Genomic DNA, 15,164 nt, shown 5'->3' on the forward strand with positions numbered 1-15,164 from the left:
ATTTACGGCTACACTGCCAATTCGCCATTATTGCAAATATAGAATTAATCTGGCACATACGGCGAAGCTCTAAGCCGGCTGTGTGGTAAAATTTATATTTAAAGATACGAAAAGCACGATAAAATTTACCGCAATGGCACCGCGATAAATTCCAAGAATTCCAAGAATTCCAAGAATTACGCTCATCTCAAAAATCATAGTTAAAATTTAGCAAACTCAGGACTTGATTGCTAAAATTTTATAAAATTTATATAAAAACCTTGACATCCTACCACTCAATGTTGTATAATACTGGCAATCTTACCGAAAGAGTGCTAAAAGTGAAAACAAATAAACGCGATATGATCCTGGAATCCATCATTTCCGCCTATCTCGATAGCAATACCCCGATCGGATCTTCCGAGCTGGGTGAGCGTATGGGCGTAGCGATGTCAGCGTCTAGCATTCGAATTTATTTTAAGCGCTTAAGCGACGAGGGGGCTTTGACGCAGCTTCATGTAAGCGGTGGTAGAATCCCCACAGTTGCGACGATGCAAGATTACTGGCGCGCTAGACTTAGCTTCGACGATGAGTTAAAAATAGACGATGCTCGCGAGCTAGAAGCGGTGCTTGAGGATTTTGAAATTTACTGTATGATTTTCAATGCCGAAAACGAAGCCCTAAGCGAAGTCATCAATCATGATGATCGTTTCATAATCCTTACATTTAGAACGGACGAGATTATCTTAAAATACGATTTTAGAGTTTTTAAATTCTTATCAAATTTAATAGGAATTTCACTCGGAGATTTGGAGCTAGCTTCGATGCAGATCGGTCTGCGCGAGCTTAGCACCAAAATCAAAGAGCTAAAAAATTCTAAAATCGAATTTCTTTGTAACGAGGTCGTAGCGTATAAGATTTTCAAAGACGAGCGGTTTAAAATTTTACTCAACCCCTCGATCGCCGTAAATTTTACTAAAAATTTGATCTTCGCGCCCTACTTCGAGCACGGATTTATGGGGATCAAACGCCCCGTAAAATTCGAAGGCGAGGACGCTACGATGATCTGCGCAGGCAGCGTTTACGAGAATTACGAGAAATTTTTTAACTACGCTAAAGGAGTAGCATGAGCCATAAATTTAAAGAGCACGGCGATAAAAACGCAGCGTGCGATAGTGAAGAAAAAGAGGTTTGCGAGCAGCGCGCGTCAGAGGTGAGCGAGCCGCAAGAGGCGCAGACATGCGACGATACCGATGCGCAGATACAAAAGCTTCAAAACGAGCTGAGTGAGATCACTGATAAATTTTACCGCGCCAATGCGGATTTTGAAAATCTCAAAAAACGTTTGGAAAAAGAAAAAGATAGCGCTGTTGCTTACGCTAGCGAGAGCTTTGCGAAGGATCTGCTGCCGATAATCGACGCGCTTGAGGAGGCCGCCAAAATTGATGTGGAAGGTAATGAGCTTGCGGATAAAATCGAAGTCGGCGTAAAACAATGTCTAAGCCTTTTTACAAAGACTTTTGAAAAATATGGTATCGTTCCGATAGCGACGGATGCGGGATTCGATCCTAGCGTGCATAACGCTATTTCGATGATTGAAGCCGAAGGCGTTAAAAAAGGCGATATAGTTCAGGTCTATCAAAAAGGCTATATGTATAAGCAGCGCGTTTTGCGCGCCGCTATGGTAGTAGTGGCGAAATAATCGTCCAAATTTTAAAATTTTAAATTCAACACAAAGGATAACAAATGGCAAAAGTCATAGGCATCGACCTAGGAACAACAAACTCGTGCGTAAGCATATTCGAACGCGGCGAGAGCAAGATCATACCGAACAAAGAGGGCAAAAACACCACTCCGTCGGTAGTCGCTTTCACCGACAAAGGCGAGGTTTTAGTAGGCGACAGCGCCAAGCGCCAAGCAGTCACTAACCCGGAAAAGACGATCTACTCGATCAAGCGCATCATGGGTCTTATGATGAATGAGAAAAACGCGCAGGAAGCCAAAAAGCGCCTACCGTATAAGATCATCGACCGAAATGGCGCGTGCGCGGTAGAGATCGCGGGCAAGGTTTATACACCGCAAGAAATTTCAGCCAAGGTATTAATCAAGCTAAAAGAGGATGCTGAGGCGTTTTTGGGCGAGCCCGTCGTAGATGCGGTCATAACCGTGCCTGCGTATTTCAACGACAGCCAAAGAAAGGCAACAAAAGAAGCAGGAACGATCGCGGGCCTAAACGTGCTTCGTATCATTAACGAGCCGACCGCAGCGGCGCTTGCGTATGGACTGGATAAAAAAGAATCCGAAAAGATCGTCGTTTACGATCTGGGCGGCGGTACGTTCGACGTAACCGTGCTAGAAACCGGCGATAGCGTCGTAGAGGTTTTAGCTACCGGCGGTAATGCATTTTTGGGCGGCGATGATTTCGATAACAAACTGATCGACTTTTTAACCTCGGAATTTCAATCTGAAACAGGCATTGACTTGCGTGGCGACGTCATGGCTATGCAACGCCTAAAAGAGGCTGCAGAAAACGCCAAAAAAGAGCTAAGTAGCGCGATGGAAACGACGGTAAATTTACCTTTCATCACTGCTGACGCCACAGGTCCAAAACACTTAATGAAAACCATCACTAGAGCTAAATTTGAAAGTATGATCGATTCTTTGGTAGATGAGACCATAAGCACTCTCAAAAAGGTCGTAAGCGATGCAGGTCTTAGCATGAACGACATAAAAGAAGTTGTCATGGTAGGCGGCTCGACGCGCGTGCCTTTAGTGCAAGAGGAAGTCAAAAAGGCTTTCGGCAAGGAGCTAAATAAGAGCGTAAACCCTGATGAAGTCGTAGCGATCGGCGCTGCAATCCAAGGCGCGGTCATCAAAGGCGACGTAAAAGACGTGCTACTGCTCGACGTCACTCCGCTAAGCCTAGGCATCGAAACCCTAGGTGGCGTGATGACCAAGATCATCGAAAAGGGAACTACGATACCTACGAAAAAATCTCAAACCTTCTCGACAGCAGAGGATAACCAAAGCGCCGTTACGATCAACGTCTTGCAGGGCGAGCGCGAGTTTGCAAAGGACAACAAATCGCTAGGAAATTTCAATCTTGAAGGTATCATGCCCGCTCCTCGCGGCGTACCGCAGATCGAGGTGGAATTTAACATCGATGCGAACGGAATTTTAACCGTTTCGGCAAAAGACAAAGCCACCGGCAAGGCAACCGACATCCGCATCACCGGCTCAAGCGGCTTAAGCGATGCCGAAATCGATAAGATGGTGAAGGATGCCGAGCTTCACAAAGAGGAAGACAACAAGCGCAAAGAGACCGTCGAAGCGCGCAACCAAGCCGACAGCATCGCACATCAAACCGAAAAGAGCCTAAGCGAGATGGGCGAGAAGGTGCCGGGCGATCTACGCGCTAAGATCGAGGGCGCGCTAAATGATCTAAAAGCCGTGCTAAAGGATGAAAACGCGAGCAAGGAAGCGATAAACTCTAAAGTAGAAGCCCTAAGCAAGGTCGCCGAGGATCTATACAAGGCTGCCAGCGCAAATCAGGGCGCGCAAGGCGGATCGCAAAGCTCCGGCTCAAACGGCGGTAAAAAAGACGACGACGTCATCGACGCCGAAGTCGAATAGCTCGCTCACGCAAAGTGAAATTTTATAGCCGCGCGCTCGGTAGTTTTGTCTGCGCTTGAAAAGTAATTTTACCGGCGCGCGGCAGAAGCGACCCCATAAACCGCACATAAAATTTCATAGCCTCACAGACTCGGGCGTTTTTCATACGCCCGAGCTTAACTGCTACTTCAAATCAAATTCCCAACAAACTAAAATTTTGAGTCACACATAAATACTACTAAATTTTGCGCTGTATAAATATCGCTAGACATTAAAGTATATCCGAACGCGACTGAAATTTCTCCGTGCCGATCTCAAATATAGCTGAAATTTTAAGCCTATCGCCCACAAACGAAGCTGCGATAAATTTAAACGTATGGCTAGAAAGTAAAAAATGTATCATAAAGAGAAGTGCCGGTTAAATTTTAGAAGCAAAAGAACTAAATTTAAAGGCGCACAGATTGATTTATGAAAAAGCAAAAGTCCAAAGGCGACGCTTCGTCTTTGGGCTTTAAATTTAGCTTTATTTAACTAGAGCTAATTCTTGCGAGTATTCGCATCAGGGGTGAAAAGCGGCTTATTTAGCAGCTTGAAATCGCCTACGAACTTCTGCCCCTTCTCGCTAGTGATCCATTTGATGAAGCGCTGCGCGTTTTCGTAGTCGGCTTTTGGGCAGTGCTTCGGATTGACCGCGATTACGGAATAAAAATTCTTCAGATCGTTATCGCCTTCATTGATGATAACCATATCGGGATTGCCCTTTTTATTGTCCTCGTATTTGATGTAGGTGCCGCGATCGGTAAAGGTCACGCCCTTTTGCTCGGCGGCTGCGTTGATCGTGGCGATCATGCCTTGACCGGTTTGGTTATACCACGCCTCATTTTCAGGCACGGCGCCCTCAACCTTTTTCCAAATACCTTTCTCTTTGTTATCGGTGCCCGATTTATCGCCGCGAGAGAAAAATTTAATCTTCTCCGCCTTGATTAGCTCAAACGAGCCTTTAAGGTCTTTGCCTTTAAATTTAGGCGCGATCGATTTATCGGCGATGAGGATAAAATCATTATACATAACGGGCGTGCGGTCAACGCCGAAGCCTTTTTCTACAAATTCTTTCTCGACCTTCGGCGAATGCACGAAAAGTATGTCCGCATCGCAGTTCTCGCCAAGCTTTAGAGCAGCACCTGTGCCTACCGCCGTCCATTTGATATCGACGCCGGTTTCCGCTTTATACGCAGGATAGATAGCGTCTAGCAAGCCCGTATTATCGGTGCTCGTTGTGGTTGCCATCACCAAATCGTTATCGGCGGCAAAAAGGCTCGCACTAAGAGCAAGCGAAACAAAAAATATTTTTTTCATGTTATCTCCTTTAAAAAATATGCTATTATAGCATATAAATTTGCCAGAATAGAACATTTAGGACACAATCTTGGACTTTATTTTAGAAGGAATTTTAAGCGCATTCGGGCTGCTTCTTAGCGGCGATGCGGAGACCTTTTCGGCGATTAAAGCGACGCTTTATACTTCGAGCATCTCGATACTTTTTGCGATTATAATCGGCTTCCCGATAGGATTTATCCTCGGATTTTACGAATTTCGCGCTCGCAGAACACTTAGACTTTTAAGCGACGTAGCGCTTGCAATGCCCACAGTGGCGATAGGACTGATTCTTTACGCTTTCATATCCAGAAACGGCCCTTTGGGCGAGCTGGGGCTGCTTTTTACGCTCAAAGCCGTGATGCTCGGGCAGTTTGTGCTGGCACTTCCCATCATCGTCTCGCTAAGCGCCAGCGTCATCGAAAATATGGACAAAAAACACTATCTAAACATTATGAACTACCGCCTAAGCCCGCTAAATTTAATCCTTTGCGTGCTTTACGAGCTGCGCTACGCCCTGCTGGTCGTCATCGCCACCGCTTACGGGCGGATCGTCGCCGAGGTAGGCGTAGCGATGATGATCGGTGGCAATATCAAATATTTCACCCGCACGATCACCACGGCGATCTCGCTTGAGACCAACAAAGGCGAGTTTGCGATGGGTATAGCGCTCGCGCTGGTGCTGATTTTAATAGCGTTTGCGGTAAATTTAGCCATCCACGCGCTAAAAAGGCTGGATCGATGAGTGCAGATAAACTAAAGCGTCCGAGCAAAGATTTCACGGACAAAAACCGCGCGGAGCGGGAGCGCGAAAATTTTATAAGCGAAAATTTCACGGACGCAAATTCCGCCCCCGAGAATTCTACGAGCGTAAATTCTATGCGCATAAATTTCGCCGCCGAGAATTCTGCGAATAAAAATTCCACTGCGGTAAATTCTAAGAGTGTAAATTCTGCGACCGAGAATTCCATTAGCGCAAATTCCGCGGGTAAAAATTCCAAAAGCGAGAATTTCGCGAGTGAGAATTCTGCGAGAAAGAATTTTGCAAATGAGAATTCCGCCGCCGCGCGATCCGTACCCGATAGCGAACTGATCTCGGTGCGGGATCTAGTGCTGTGCTACGGACGGAGCGAAATTTTAAATATCCCTAGCCTCGATCTAAATACGAGCGGCATCACAGCGCTTTTGGGTTCCAACGGCAGCGGCAAATCCACGCTACTGCGAATTTTGTCCTTTTTGCAGCATCCAAGCAGCGGCAGCGTGGAGCTTTGGGGGCAGCAGGCGCCCTCTTTGCAGACGCTGCGGCAGACCTGCTTGCTGCTGCCCGAGCCCGTGCTTTTAAAACGCAGCGTGGAGCAAAATTTTAAATTTGCGCTCAAAAGTCGCGGCGCGCTTGCGGAATTTGACGAGCGAGTGGATGAGGCGCTCGCCCTAACGGGACTTGATAGAAGTTTTTTATCGAAGAAGCATTTCGAGCTTAGCTCGGGGCAGACGCAGCGCATCGCGTTTGCGCTCGCTCTGGCGCAGCGCGCGAAGCTCTATCTGCTCGACGAGCCGACCAACAGCCTCGATCTTGCTGCCTCCAAGCTCTTTGCGCGCGCGATTTTATTTATGCGAAGCCGCTACGGCTGCGGTTTTATCATCGCCAGCCACGATGAGAAATGGCTCAGCGCGATCGCGCAAAGAAGCGTATTTTTGCATCGCGGCAAGATATGCGAGTTTGAATACAAAAATATCTTTGACGTGCAAAACGGGATTTTAAAATTTTCGGATGAAATTTCGCTGCGCCTTGAAGAGGGGCTGGCACGGGCTCGCAAAATCGCGATAAATCCGAGTAAAATTTTATTATCCCAAAGCCCGTTTGAGCGTTGCTTCGCGGGGATTTTGCACTCGGTTTCGCTTCAGTACGGCTCCTCGCTGCTCATCAAGATCAAGGCGGGCGACGTGTTGCTAAAATGCGTCACGGCGCAGGATGAGCGTCGCTGGAGCGCAGGCGAGAGGATCTATTTCGGATTTGAAAGCGGCGCGTTTTTAGGGCTGGAGTAGTTCTGCGCGAAGTGCGGATAAACTTTATTTCGCTTTAGAATTTTTATTCGCGCGGCACTAATATTATTTCTGCCTCAAATTTTTACTGCGAACCATCTAGCGCGGCATACCCGGCGAAACAGAGCGCAAAAATTTGCGCCTTGAAATTTTGAAATTTACAGGCAGGGCTTTACCTGGCGGCGCAGTGTGAAATTTTAAAATTCCATCGCTAAAAAATTTTAAAATTTAGCCGCAAATATAGCTAACGGGATTTTGAAATTCCACAATTTCTAGGCGCGGAATTTCAAATTCTAAATTTTAATTCCGCAGAGCGTGCCGTTTATTTCGTCTACAATGCAAAGGCGGAACGATGGTAAGAATTCCGCGGCGCAAAACCAGCGTAAAATTCCAAAGAGACGGCGCGGAATTCCGATAAATTTTAAAAACAGCGCGGAATTTTATAAAATTTCGCGAGCTCAAAAAAGTGGCAGAGCTTTAGCCTTACACTGCTTAAATTTTCCCGCCAAACATCTCATACATCGCCTTTTCCTCGCCCCAAAGCTCGCGGTGTTTTTTGATGCAGGATTTTATCGCGCCCACAAGATAGAGCACGTCGCGCTCGGTGTGCGTATAGTGCAGGCTCACGCGCACGAAGCCCGGCTTGCTTTCTGGCATGCGCCCCTCCTTGATACCCAGCAGATCGTGGGCATACGGCCCAGCACACATCACGCCCGCGCGCGTCTGGATACCGAAATCGTTGCTCAGGCTCGCGGCGAAATCATACGCCGAGACGCCGCGCACGTTAAATGAAAAAATCGGCAGCCGCGGCGCGCCCTTTGGAGCGTAGTTTATGATCTCGTCTATGCCCGCTAGCTCGCTCTCAAAAAGCCGCGCGAGCTCGTCCTCGGCGCTTTTTATCCTCTCAAAACCGACTTCGTTTCGCAGCGCGTAGGCTAAGCTTGCTCGCATGAGCCCGGTGATAGGCGGCGTACCGCCCTCCTCTAGCTGCTCGTGATTTTTCAAAAACACGTGTCCTTCGCGGCTGGCGTAGGCGACCGTCCCGCCTGCGGCAAATGTCGGCACATCACTGCTAAGCAGCTCCTTTTTGATCGCCAAAAGCCCGCAGCTTGCAGGCCCTCCGAGTAGCTTATGCGGCGAGAGGAAAATTGCGTCGAAATGATCGCAGTCTAAATTTGCGTGCGAGCTCAGCGCCGCGCAGTCAAAGGCCACGATACCGCCCGCGGCTCTGATTAGCTCGCTAATCTTTTTATAATCGCTAATGACGCCCGTGACGTTTGAGGCGGCGCTAAACGAGCCGATGATACGGCGTGTTGCGTTAAGCTTTAGGATGCGCTCAAGCGCAATCAGATCGATCTCGCCGCCCTCGCTAAGCGGCATGCGCAGGTAGTCGCAAAGCCCCTCGCGAAAGCTAAGCTCGTTTGAATGGTGCTCGTATGGCGAAACGAGCACGAGCGGAAGCTGCGCGGCGCGTAAATTCGCCTCGCCGATTGCGCTTCTGGTCGCAGGCGGTAGGTAGATGCCAAGTAGCTCCTGAAATTTCTTGATCGCGGCCGTCGCGCCCTGCCCGCAAGCGATGAGATAAAACCTCTCATCAAGCCCAAGCAGCTTTTTTAGGCTCTCGCGTGCGCCCTCGTAGCGCCCCTGCGTGATGATCGCGCTCGAACTACTGTCGGAGTGTGTGTTGGCGTAGGTTTTTAAAACGTCCGCTATCTCGCGCTCTACGGGCTCATAGGCAAGCCCCGAAGCGGTGTAGTCAAAATAATGCACGCCCGGTTTTAGAATGATATTTTTTCGAATTTCGTCTAAGCTTAGCATTCGCGGCCTTTAAAAATTGAAGTGATTAATTATAGTGAAATTTGGATTAATTTAAGGCTTTACGTCCTAGCTGGGAGAAATTTTAACGAGAATTTTAAAATGACCTCGCCTACAATGTTCGGGTTTTTATACTTTTCTCTATCGAACTTCGCCATTGCGCCTCTCCTTATTTGGAATTATTATTGCTATTTGTTTGTATCAAGCTGCGTATTTTCATCTAAGTTTACTACCGTTTCGGTATCGCCATTTTCAAAGTAACTCTTCAAATATGCCAATACCATCTCGAATTCTTTTTCACCGCTTCGCCAAGCTATAAATTTTTTGGTATCTTTAAATGTAGAATTTGCATCAGGGCAATGCTTATCATAAAATTCTTTTTTCATAGGCCTTAGTCTTTCAAATCTCTCTTTCGAAATAGGGACGGTATATCGTTCAGATATCTGATTGATTCTTTCTACTCCTCTGCAATATGATTCATATGTATTACGCAGAAAAAATTCTCTATCACTATAGCATTTATCATATTCTATTTTAAGCAGTTCCCTGGGAGGCTGCCCTTTGACATTATACTTTAAAAGTAAATCTAGCATTTTTTCATAATGCGGCACATAATCAAGTAGTCTATAATACGTATAATAGTATCTAAACTCCTCTATATAAAATTTTTGATAGCGTTCCTCTTCCGTATTCTTCTTTGTCGCTAATATGCTTTCCTCAGGGACTATATCCGTAAACTCATCGCTTGTTATTACATTCTCATTATTATCATAGCCGTAATAATATTTTGTCACATACCCATTTTTCAATATCATTTCCGCTAGCTCTACAAAATTATTACGAATAACGTACTCAAGAAGCAGGCTTGCATCACTTGAACCCGGGCCCCTATTGTGTTTGGTATAATCGATATGATCTACTTTGTTATTTTTAATATAGATCTTTTTTATATTTGGCGGATATAGGTACATCTGCACCACCTTGGCTTCTTCAAATTTAACGCCGTTGTCTAAAAGTAGTCTTACCGCTTTGGTGGAGTTATTTTCTATCGCATAAGCCATAGCGGATAGCTTGTATTCGTCTTTTTTATGTATATCCGCGCCTAGCTTTATAAGCTCTTGAGTAGTATTCGTATCGTCCCAAAAGCTAGAATACATCACGGGCGTTACCCCTCCGTCCATAGTATGATCGACGGATAGATTATTATCTTTCATAAATTTTAAAATTTCATCAGTTTGCTTGCTTTTTAAAAGTCTTTTTAGCTCTACGTCTATGGCGGGTTCTTTAAATACGTTTTCTGGATTTGAATTGTAATCTATATCCCAGTAGCGAAATGCGAAGCTATCGACCTCTTCTTGGGTTGCGTATTTGCTAAGACCCGGCACTTTTGAGACATTTGTATCTGAAGTAACGGTAAAATGGGTTTGTTTGCGTTCTGTAAGACCTAATCTTTCGGCTAGCAGATACAGCGCACATACGACTACCACGCAGACGGCATAAATAAACCGAAGTTTAAAGCTTTTCAAAATTTCCCCTTAGAATTTTGCCCGCGACTATATCCAATGAGTACTTAATAAAATATAAATACTATATAGGCGAAATAGGCAAAGCTAGCTGAGAAATGCGGTTAAGTCGGGTTTGAATGATGAAATCTTTCGAGTAAATTTGGCGAACGAATGTCGTCATAGACCTTATTTGCGTAGCTACATCTTCTATTTACACCTACGCTAGGCATTATATCCGAAGCTCGCTCGCCGTAAATTTACCGCAACATCTTTGCGCAAGCTCTTCTTGAAAGCACAAACCACCGAATTATCGTAGTGTTAATGAGCGGCAAGCCGCTACCGTATCACCAAAAGCGTATTTTGCGGGATTTGTTCTCAAGCTGCTCGCGCGGCTATGAAGTGCGCTTTGCGGCTATTTGCCGATAAAATTTTTCTGCAGCCACTCCATCGCTTTTTCTTCGCTTTCAAATCTGCCGCTTTTGGCGACTTGAAACTGCCCCTCATAAAAGCGAATTCTGATACCGTCTTGGACGCTATCTACCTTGATGCGCGTGATCCTGTCTTTGTTTAGATAGGTTCGTTCGTTTAGCTTTACAAACATCGTTTTCTCCTTTAAATTTAATGGTTTTTATCTGCCGCTTTACTTGCGTCTTTTTCGCCCTCTTTTTTCAAAAACAGCTCCTTAAAGCGCTCGTTTGCGTAGTTTTCTATATCGCTTTGCAGCTGCTTATATGCAGCAATCAGCTCATAGGCGCGTGCATTTAGCGTCGTACCCGCGGCATTGCCGCCGCCTTGCTTGGTACTAAAGAGCTCCTCTTGCAGATTTTTTTGTAAAATTTGCAGATGGCTCCAGCACTTTTTATAGTTCATCCCCAAAACCTCGGCGGCCTTAGAGATGGAGCCCGTTTGAGCGATCACGTCCAGCACTTCGGTTTTGCCCTTGCCAAAAATGAGCTCGCCCTGCGCATTTTCGATCCAAGTTTTCGTTTTTACCCTCATTCTTTTGCCTTTCTTCTCCTTAAAGCAGCCCAACTGACAATATTTCACGTCTATGGCGTGCTCCTTAAGCGTAGAGCGCACCGTATCGAACCCCACTCCGCCGCTAGCTACGGCGCGGGCGTCGCGGCAAAAAATCCGCCTTTTCTCATCCAAAAACGGATTTAGCTTCTGCAGAGCCTTTATGCTGCCTCCGCTACATTGCAGCTTGCCGAACTGTCCGAGTTCGCAGCGATCTATCCGTATCCCTTCGCGTGCCGCGAGATCTCCTACGACGCTCGCGTCTACGCCTAATTTGGCGGCGATCTTAAACGCCGCGCCGCAATCGAGCTTGCCGCTTGGATTTAGTAAATTTAAAATCAGCCTTTTGATCTCGCTTGCTTTTTTATCGTCTATCTTGATATCTATCTCCATGCCGCCTTCTTAACTCAAAATTCTCTCTTCGCCGCTATAGACGTTTAAATTTTCGCCGCGCGCGAAGCCGCAAAGAGTAAGATCAAATTTACGCGCGATCACGACGCCGAGGCTCGTAGGAGCCGTGCGCGAAACAAGCGCGCTAATGCCGCTCATCACGGCTTTGGCGACCATTTCGGAGCTTAGCCTGCCGCTTACCAAAAGAAGCGAGCCCTGCGTATCGCGCCCCGCCAAGACCGCCTTGCCGACGGATTTATCGATGGTATTGTGCTGGGCGATATCCTCGCCGATAAAATACTCGCCGCCCGCGGTAAAGAGCTTTGCGGTGTGCACGCAACCCGTCATCTCGTAAAGCTCGCACTGCGTGTAAAACTCGCTCATCAAATTTAAAATTTCATTCTTATGAAATTTAGCGTCCGAGCGGACTTTGCGCGCCGCCATCGCCTCTGGATCGATATTTGCGGTAGAGCTGCGCCCGCAGCCGCTGATGATAACCTTTTCGGCATCGAAGCTATTTAGCCGCTTTTCGTTTATCTCGCCGCAGACATTCACGCTAAGCCCGTCCGGCGCGAGCTCAATGCTTCTTATGCCGCTTGGATCCGAGATCAAATTTTCGCTCAGCAAATAGCCTACCGCAAGCGCCTTTAAATCACTCGGAGTCGCCATCAGCGCGCCGAAACGCTTGCCGTTTAGTAAAATTTCAAGCTTGATCTCGCGAACCAAGATATCGCTTACGTTCCTTCTTTCATCCCCTTTAAATTTAACTATCTCCGCCCTATAAATCGGCTCCATAGACCTTCCTTATTTTAATTTCGCCCGTATCGTAGTGAAATTTTGCTTAAATAGCCTTAATTCGCCGAAGTAAAGCCGAAGCGGCGTGCGTAAATTTAAAGCGCTCGCAGTTTTGTATTTAAAAAATCGCGTGGAAAACCCACGAGCCGCTCGCACCATGCGCGCAAGCGGCCATGAAGCGCCCGCAAAGATAAAATTTCATCAAATTTTGCCGCAGCCGCGATGAAATTTCATCTATATAAAGCGGGTGGAACTTGCCGCCCAAACTACTTATGAACCGGCGATAGATAAGGTTTTTCAGAGTGCATCGACATCTCGTTTTGTCTTCTGAACTCGATAAACTCGCTCTCGCTAAGCTTTCTGATATTTGCAATCGTCATCTTTAGCGGTGGGATACCCGATAGCGGATCCAGATCGCCCGCATGCACGAGCTCGTTGCCGTCGGCCTCGCTGTAATGGAAGGTCGTAAAGATCGTGCCCTCTTTTAGATCCGGATTTATACGCAGTTTCGCCGCGATCTGGCCGCGCTTATTTTTGACTAGCGCGTAGCAACCTTCGGTAAGCTCGCGTTCGCGTGCGATGTCAGGGCTTACCTCGATGAGCGCGCCTTCTGCGCCCGCGCCGTACTCTAGCGCGCGGCACTCTCTCGTCATCGTGCCAGTATGGTAGTGATAAACCTTGCGCCCAGTCGTAAATAAGCACGGATAAATTTCATCCGGAATCTCGCTAAGCGCGCCGCTTCCCACTGGATAATCATCAGGAATTTTCATCTTGGCTCTAAAATCCGCCTCAGCTTTAGCGCGCTCCTCTTTATCATCCACGTAAAGTACCGGCACCATTCTAAATTTACCGTCAGGCAGCATCGATTTATGATCTGCGTAAAGAACCGGTGTGCCCGGATGATCTTCATCAGGACATGGCCAGCTTATGCCGCCTAGCTTATCTAGCCTATAGTAGCTAATACCGCCAAAAAATTTAGGCATTAATGCACGCACTTCGTTCCAAATTTCTTCCGCACTTAAAAAATCAAACCCTTCAAGTCCCATTCTTTGTGCGATATTGCAAACGACCTTCCAATCAGGCTCTACGCCAGGAGCCGGCTCGCTTGCCTTGCGCGTGCGTTGGACGCGACGGGAAGTGTTTAAAAAGGTGCCGTCCTTCTCACCCCATCCGGCAGCAGGTAGTACGACATCTGCCTTCTGTGCGCTCTCGGTAAAGAAAAGATCCTGCACGATAAAGCAATCCAGATGATGCGTTGCATGCACGAAGTGCTCCGTCCAAGGATCGCTCATTACGGGGTTTTCGCCGTAAACATAGAGTAGCTTCAGCTCGCCGCTATCCATCTTATCGGGTGCGACCGTAAGCTTAAAGCCTGGAGTCGGATTTAGCTCAAAGTGCCATACTCTGCGCGCCTGCTCCTGAGCGTAAGCGGAATTTACCGCACCTGCAGGGATGACATTAGGCAGCGCGCCCATGTCGCATGCGCCCTGGACGTTGTTTTGACCGCGCAAAGGATTTACGCCCGCGCCTCTTTTGCCTAAATTTCCCGTCAAAATAGCTAAATTTGAAAGCGAAAAGACGTTTGAGGTGCCGTCACTAAACTGCGTGATACCCATCGTGTAGCAGATCGCCGCTGCGCCTGCTTTAGCATACATTCTAGCAGCTTCGATTACGAGCTCTTTTTTCACGCCGGTCTCGCGCTCGAAGCGCTCAGGAGTAAAGTCCTTAACCGCTTCTTTTAAATACTCGTAGCCGTGAGCGTAGTTTTTGATAAACTCGTCATCTTGCAAATTTTCGGCGATGATAACGTGCATAATGGTATTTAGCGTCTTAATGTTCGCGCCCGGCGGGATCTGCAGATAGATGTCTGCTTTTTTCGCCATATCGGTGCGTTTCGGATCTACTACGATCATCTTAGCGCCGCGCTGCAAGCCTCGCTGCATCTGCATAGCGATGATCGGGTGACACTCGCTCGTGTTGGTACCGATGAGTAAAAATACGTCCGTATCGGTCGCAAATTCTACCAAATCATTAGTCATCGTTCCGTTTCCTAGCGTGCTGGCAAGACCTGCCACTGTAGGAGCGTGTCAAAGACGGGCGCAGTGATCGACGTTATTGCTGCCCTGAGCTCGGAAAAATTTCTGAAAAACGTAGTTGTCTTCGTTATTTGAGCGTGCCGAGCTAAAGCCCATTATTGAGCTTGGGCCATATTTAGCGACGGTCTCTTTAAATTTAGTCGCTACAAAATCGTAAGCCTCTTCAAAGCTTACCTCCTCAAGCTTACCGCTTCTATCAAATACTCCGTTTTTCTTACGGATCATAGGTTTGGCAAGGCGTTTTGGAGAGTTTACAAACTCCCAGCCGAACATCCCTTTTAAGCATAGCTCGCCGTCATTTACGTGATGAGCCTGCGTAGGGCGCGCGTTTACGATCCTGCCGTCTTTTACGATAAGATCGATACCACAGCCGGTGCCGCAGTAAGGACAAGTCGTTTTGACAATCTTTTCTCTGGACTGCATAATATTCCTTTCAAGAATTTTGGTTTGCACGGCTATTATACTTTCTAGATTATAAAAGAATTTTTAAATTAGTGAATTTTTTTAAGCAAAATTTAAGCAATATGCAAATATCGCA

Annotated in this window: 13 protein-coding genes; 5 read left to right on the plus strand and 8 right to left on the minus strand. The window is 47.0% G+C overall.

What is annotated here, in order from left to right; all coding sequences use genetic code 11:
- The first annotated feature begins 320 nt into the window (after nucleotides 1-320).
- Genes Q0323_RS08555 through dnaK form a run of 3 tightly spaced genes read left to right on the plus strand, consistent with a single transcriptional unit; the run spans nucleotide 321 to nucleotide 3,612 of the window.
- A complete protein-coding gene (locus Q0323_RS08555; RefSeq protein ID WP_297949967.1) occupies nucleotides 321-1,109 on the plus strand; it encodes an HrcA family transcriptional regulator in 789 nt (262 codons plus the stop codon).
- Complete coding sequence (locus tag Q0323_RS08560; RefSeq protein ID WP_298053519.1) at nucleotides 1,106-1,681, plus strand: nucleotide exchange factor GrpE; 576 nt, start codon at nucleotides 1,106-1,108, stop codon at nucleotides 1,679-1,681. Before Q0323_RS08555 ends, Q0323_RS08560 begins: the two co-directional genes overlap by 4 nt.
- 44 nt (nucleotides 1,682-1,725) lie before the next feature.
- A complete protein-coding gene (gene dnaK, locus Q0323_RS08565) occupies nucleotides 1,726-3,612 on the plus strand; it encodes a molecular chaperone DnaK (RefSeq protein ID WP_291937735.1) in 1,887 nt (628 codons plus the stop codon).
- Between the two features lie 250 nt (nucleotides 3,613-3,862).
- Here dnaK and Q0323_RS08570 read toward each other — a convergent pair whose 3' ends face one another.
- Together Q0323_RS08570 and tupA are read right to left on the minus strand one after the other, a co-directional pair.
- Nucleotides 3,863-3,994 carry a hypothetical protein gene (locus tag Q0323_RS08570; protein ID WP_298053523.1) on the minus strand — a complete coding sequence of 44 codons (132 nt, stop codon included), beginning with the start codon at nucleotides 3,992-3,994 and terminating at the stop codon, nucleotides 3,863-3,865.
- Between the two features lie 134 nt (nucleotides 3,995-4,128).
- A complete protein-coding gene (gene tupA, locus Q0323_RS08575; protein WP_291937738.1) occupies nucleotides 4,129-4,947 on the minus strand; it encodes a tungstate ABC transporter substrate-binding protein TupA in 819 nt (272 codons plus the stop codon).
- Between the two features lie 70 nt (nucleotides 4,948-5,017).
- On the opposite strand from tupA, the gene tupB reads away from it, so the two are divergent.
- Both tupB and tupC read left to right on the plus strand, forming a co-directional pair.
- Complete coding sequence (gene tupB / locus Q0323_RS08580; protein ID WP_298053526.1) at nucleotides 5,018-5,710, plus strand: tungstate ABC transporter permease TupB; 693 nt, start codon at nucleotides 5,018-5,020, stop codon at nucleotides 5,708-5,710.
- Complete coding sequence (gene tupC / locus Q0323_RS08585) at nucleotides 5,707-7,011, plus strand: tungstate ABC transporter ATP-binding protein TupC (protein ID WP_298053528.1); 1,305 nt, start codon at nucleotides 5,707-5,709, stop codon at nucleotides 7,009-7,011. Before tupB ends, tupC begins: the two co-directional genes overlap by 4 nt.
- A 489-nt stretch (nucleotides 7,012-7,500) precedes the next feature.
- Here tupC and Q0323_RS08590 read toward each other — a convergent pair whose 3' ends face one another.
- The 6 genes from Q0323_RS08590 to Q0323_RS08615 form a co-directional block, all read right to left on the minus strand.
- Nucleotides 7,501-8,826, minus strand: coding sequence for an aminotransferase class V-fold PLP-dependent enzyme (locus Q0323_RS08590; RefSeq protein WP_298053532.1), 1,326 nt, complete (start codon nucleotides 8,824-8,826; stop codon nucleotides 7,501-7,503).
- A 185-nt stretch (nucleotides 8,827-9,011) separates the two neighbouring features.
- Nucleotides 9,012-10,349 carry an ankyrin repeat domain-containing protein gene (locus Q0323_RS08595; RefSeq protein WP_298053534.1) on the minus strand — a complete coding sequence of 446 codons (1,338 nt, stop codon included), beginning with the start codon at nucleotides 10,347-10,349 and terminating at the stop codon, nucleotides 9,012-9,014.
- 391 nt (nucleotides 10,350-10,740) lie between these two features.
- Nucleotides 10,741-10,929, minus strand: a complete 189-nt coding sequence (locus Q0323_RS08600) for a sodium-dependent tyrosine transporter (protein ID WP_177388229.1) — start codon at nucleotides 10,927-10,929, stop codon at nucleotides 10,741-10,743.
- Nucleotides 10,930-10,946: 17 nt separating this feature from the next.
- Nucleotides 10,947-11,738 carry a LysR family transcriptional regulator gene (locus tag Q0323_RS08605; RefSeq protein ID WP_297896768.1) on the minus strand — a complete coding sequence of 264 codons (792 nt, stop codon included), beginning with the start codon at nucleotides 11,736-11,738 and terminating at the stop codon, nucleotides 10,947-10,949.
- Nucleotides 11,739-11,747: 9 nt separating this feature from the next.
- Nucleotides 11,748-12,530: a formate dehydrogenase accessory sulfurtransferase FdhD gene (gene fdhD, locus Q0323_RS08610; RefSeq protein WP_297896767.1), complete on the minus strand. Its 783-nt coding sequence runs from the start codon at nucleotides 12,528-12,530 to the stop codon at nucleotides 11,748-11,750.
- 266 nt (nucleotides 12,531-12,796) lie between these two features.
- The gene (locus Q0323_RS08615) at nucleotides 12,797-15,049 is read right to left on the minus strand and encodes a molybdopterin-dependent oxidoreductase (RefSeq protein WP_298053537.1); all 2,253 of its coding nucleotides are present in this window, start codon (nucleotides 15,047-15,049) and stop codon (nucleotides 12,797-12,799) included.
- Between the last annotated feature and the right edge of the window lie 115 nt (nucleotides 15,050-15,164).

The organism is uncultured Campylobacter sp. (genome assembly GCF_938030145.1).
In the GTDB taxonomy this organism is placed as follows: domain Bacteria; phylum Campylobacterota; class Campylobacteria; order Campylobacterales; family Campylobacteraceae; genus Campylobacter_B.

Coding starts and splice junctions, on each gene's coding strand:
- Q0323_RS08560 (WP_298053519.1), top strand. CDS start 1,106: ATGAGCCATAAATTTAAAGAGCACGGCGATAAAAACGCAGCGTGCGAT.
- dnaK (WP_291937735.1), top strand. CDS start 1,726: ATGGCAAAAGTCATAGGCATCGACCTAGGAACAACAAACTCGTGCGTA.
- Q0323_RS08570 (WP_298053523.1), bottom strand. CDS start 3,994: ATGATACATTTTTTACTTTCTAGCCATACGTTTAAATTTATCGCAGCT.
- tupA (WP_291937738.1), bottom strand. CDS start 4,947: ATGAAAAAAATATTTTTTGTTTCGCTTGCTCTTAGTGCGAGCCTTTTT.
- tupC (WP_298053528.1), top strand. CDS start 5,707: ATGAGTGCAGATAAACTAAAGCGTCCGAGCAAAGATTTCACGGACAAA.
- Q0323_RS08590 (WP_298053532.1), bottom strand. CDS start 8,826: ATGCTAAGCTTAGACGAAATTCGAAAAAATATCATTCTAAAACCGGGC.
- Q0323_RS08600 (WP_177388229.1), bottom strand. CDS start 10,929: ATGTTTGTAAAGCTAAACGAACGAACCTATCTAAACAAAGACAGGATC.
- Q0323_RS08605 (WP_297896768.1), bottom strand. CDS start 11,738: ATGGAGATAGATATCAAGATAGACGATAAAAAAGCAAGCGAGATCAAA.
- fdhD (WP_297896767.1), bottom strand. CDS start 12,530: ATGGAGCCGATTTATAGGGCGGAGATAGTTAAATTTAAAGGGGATGAA.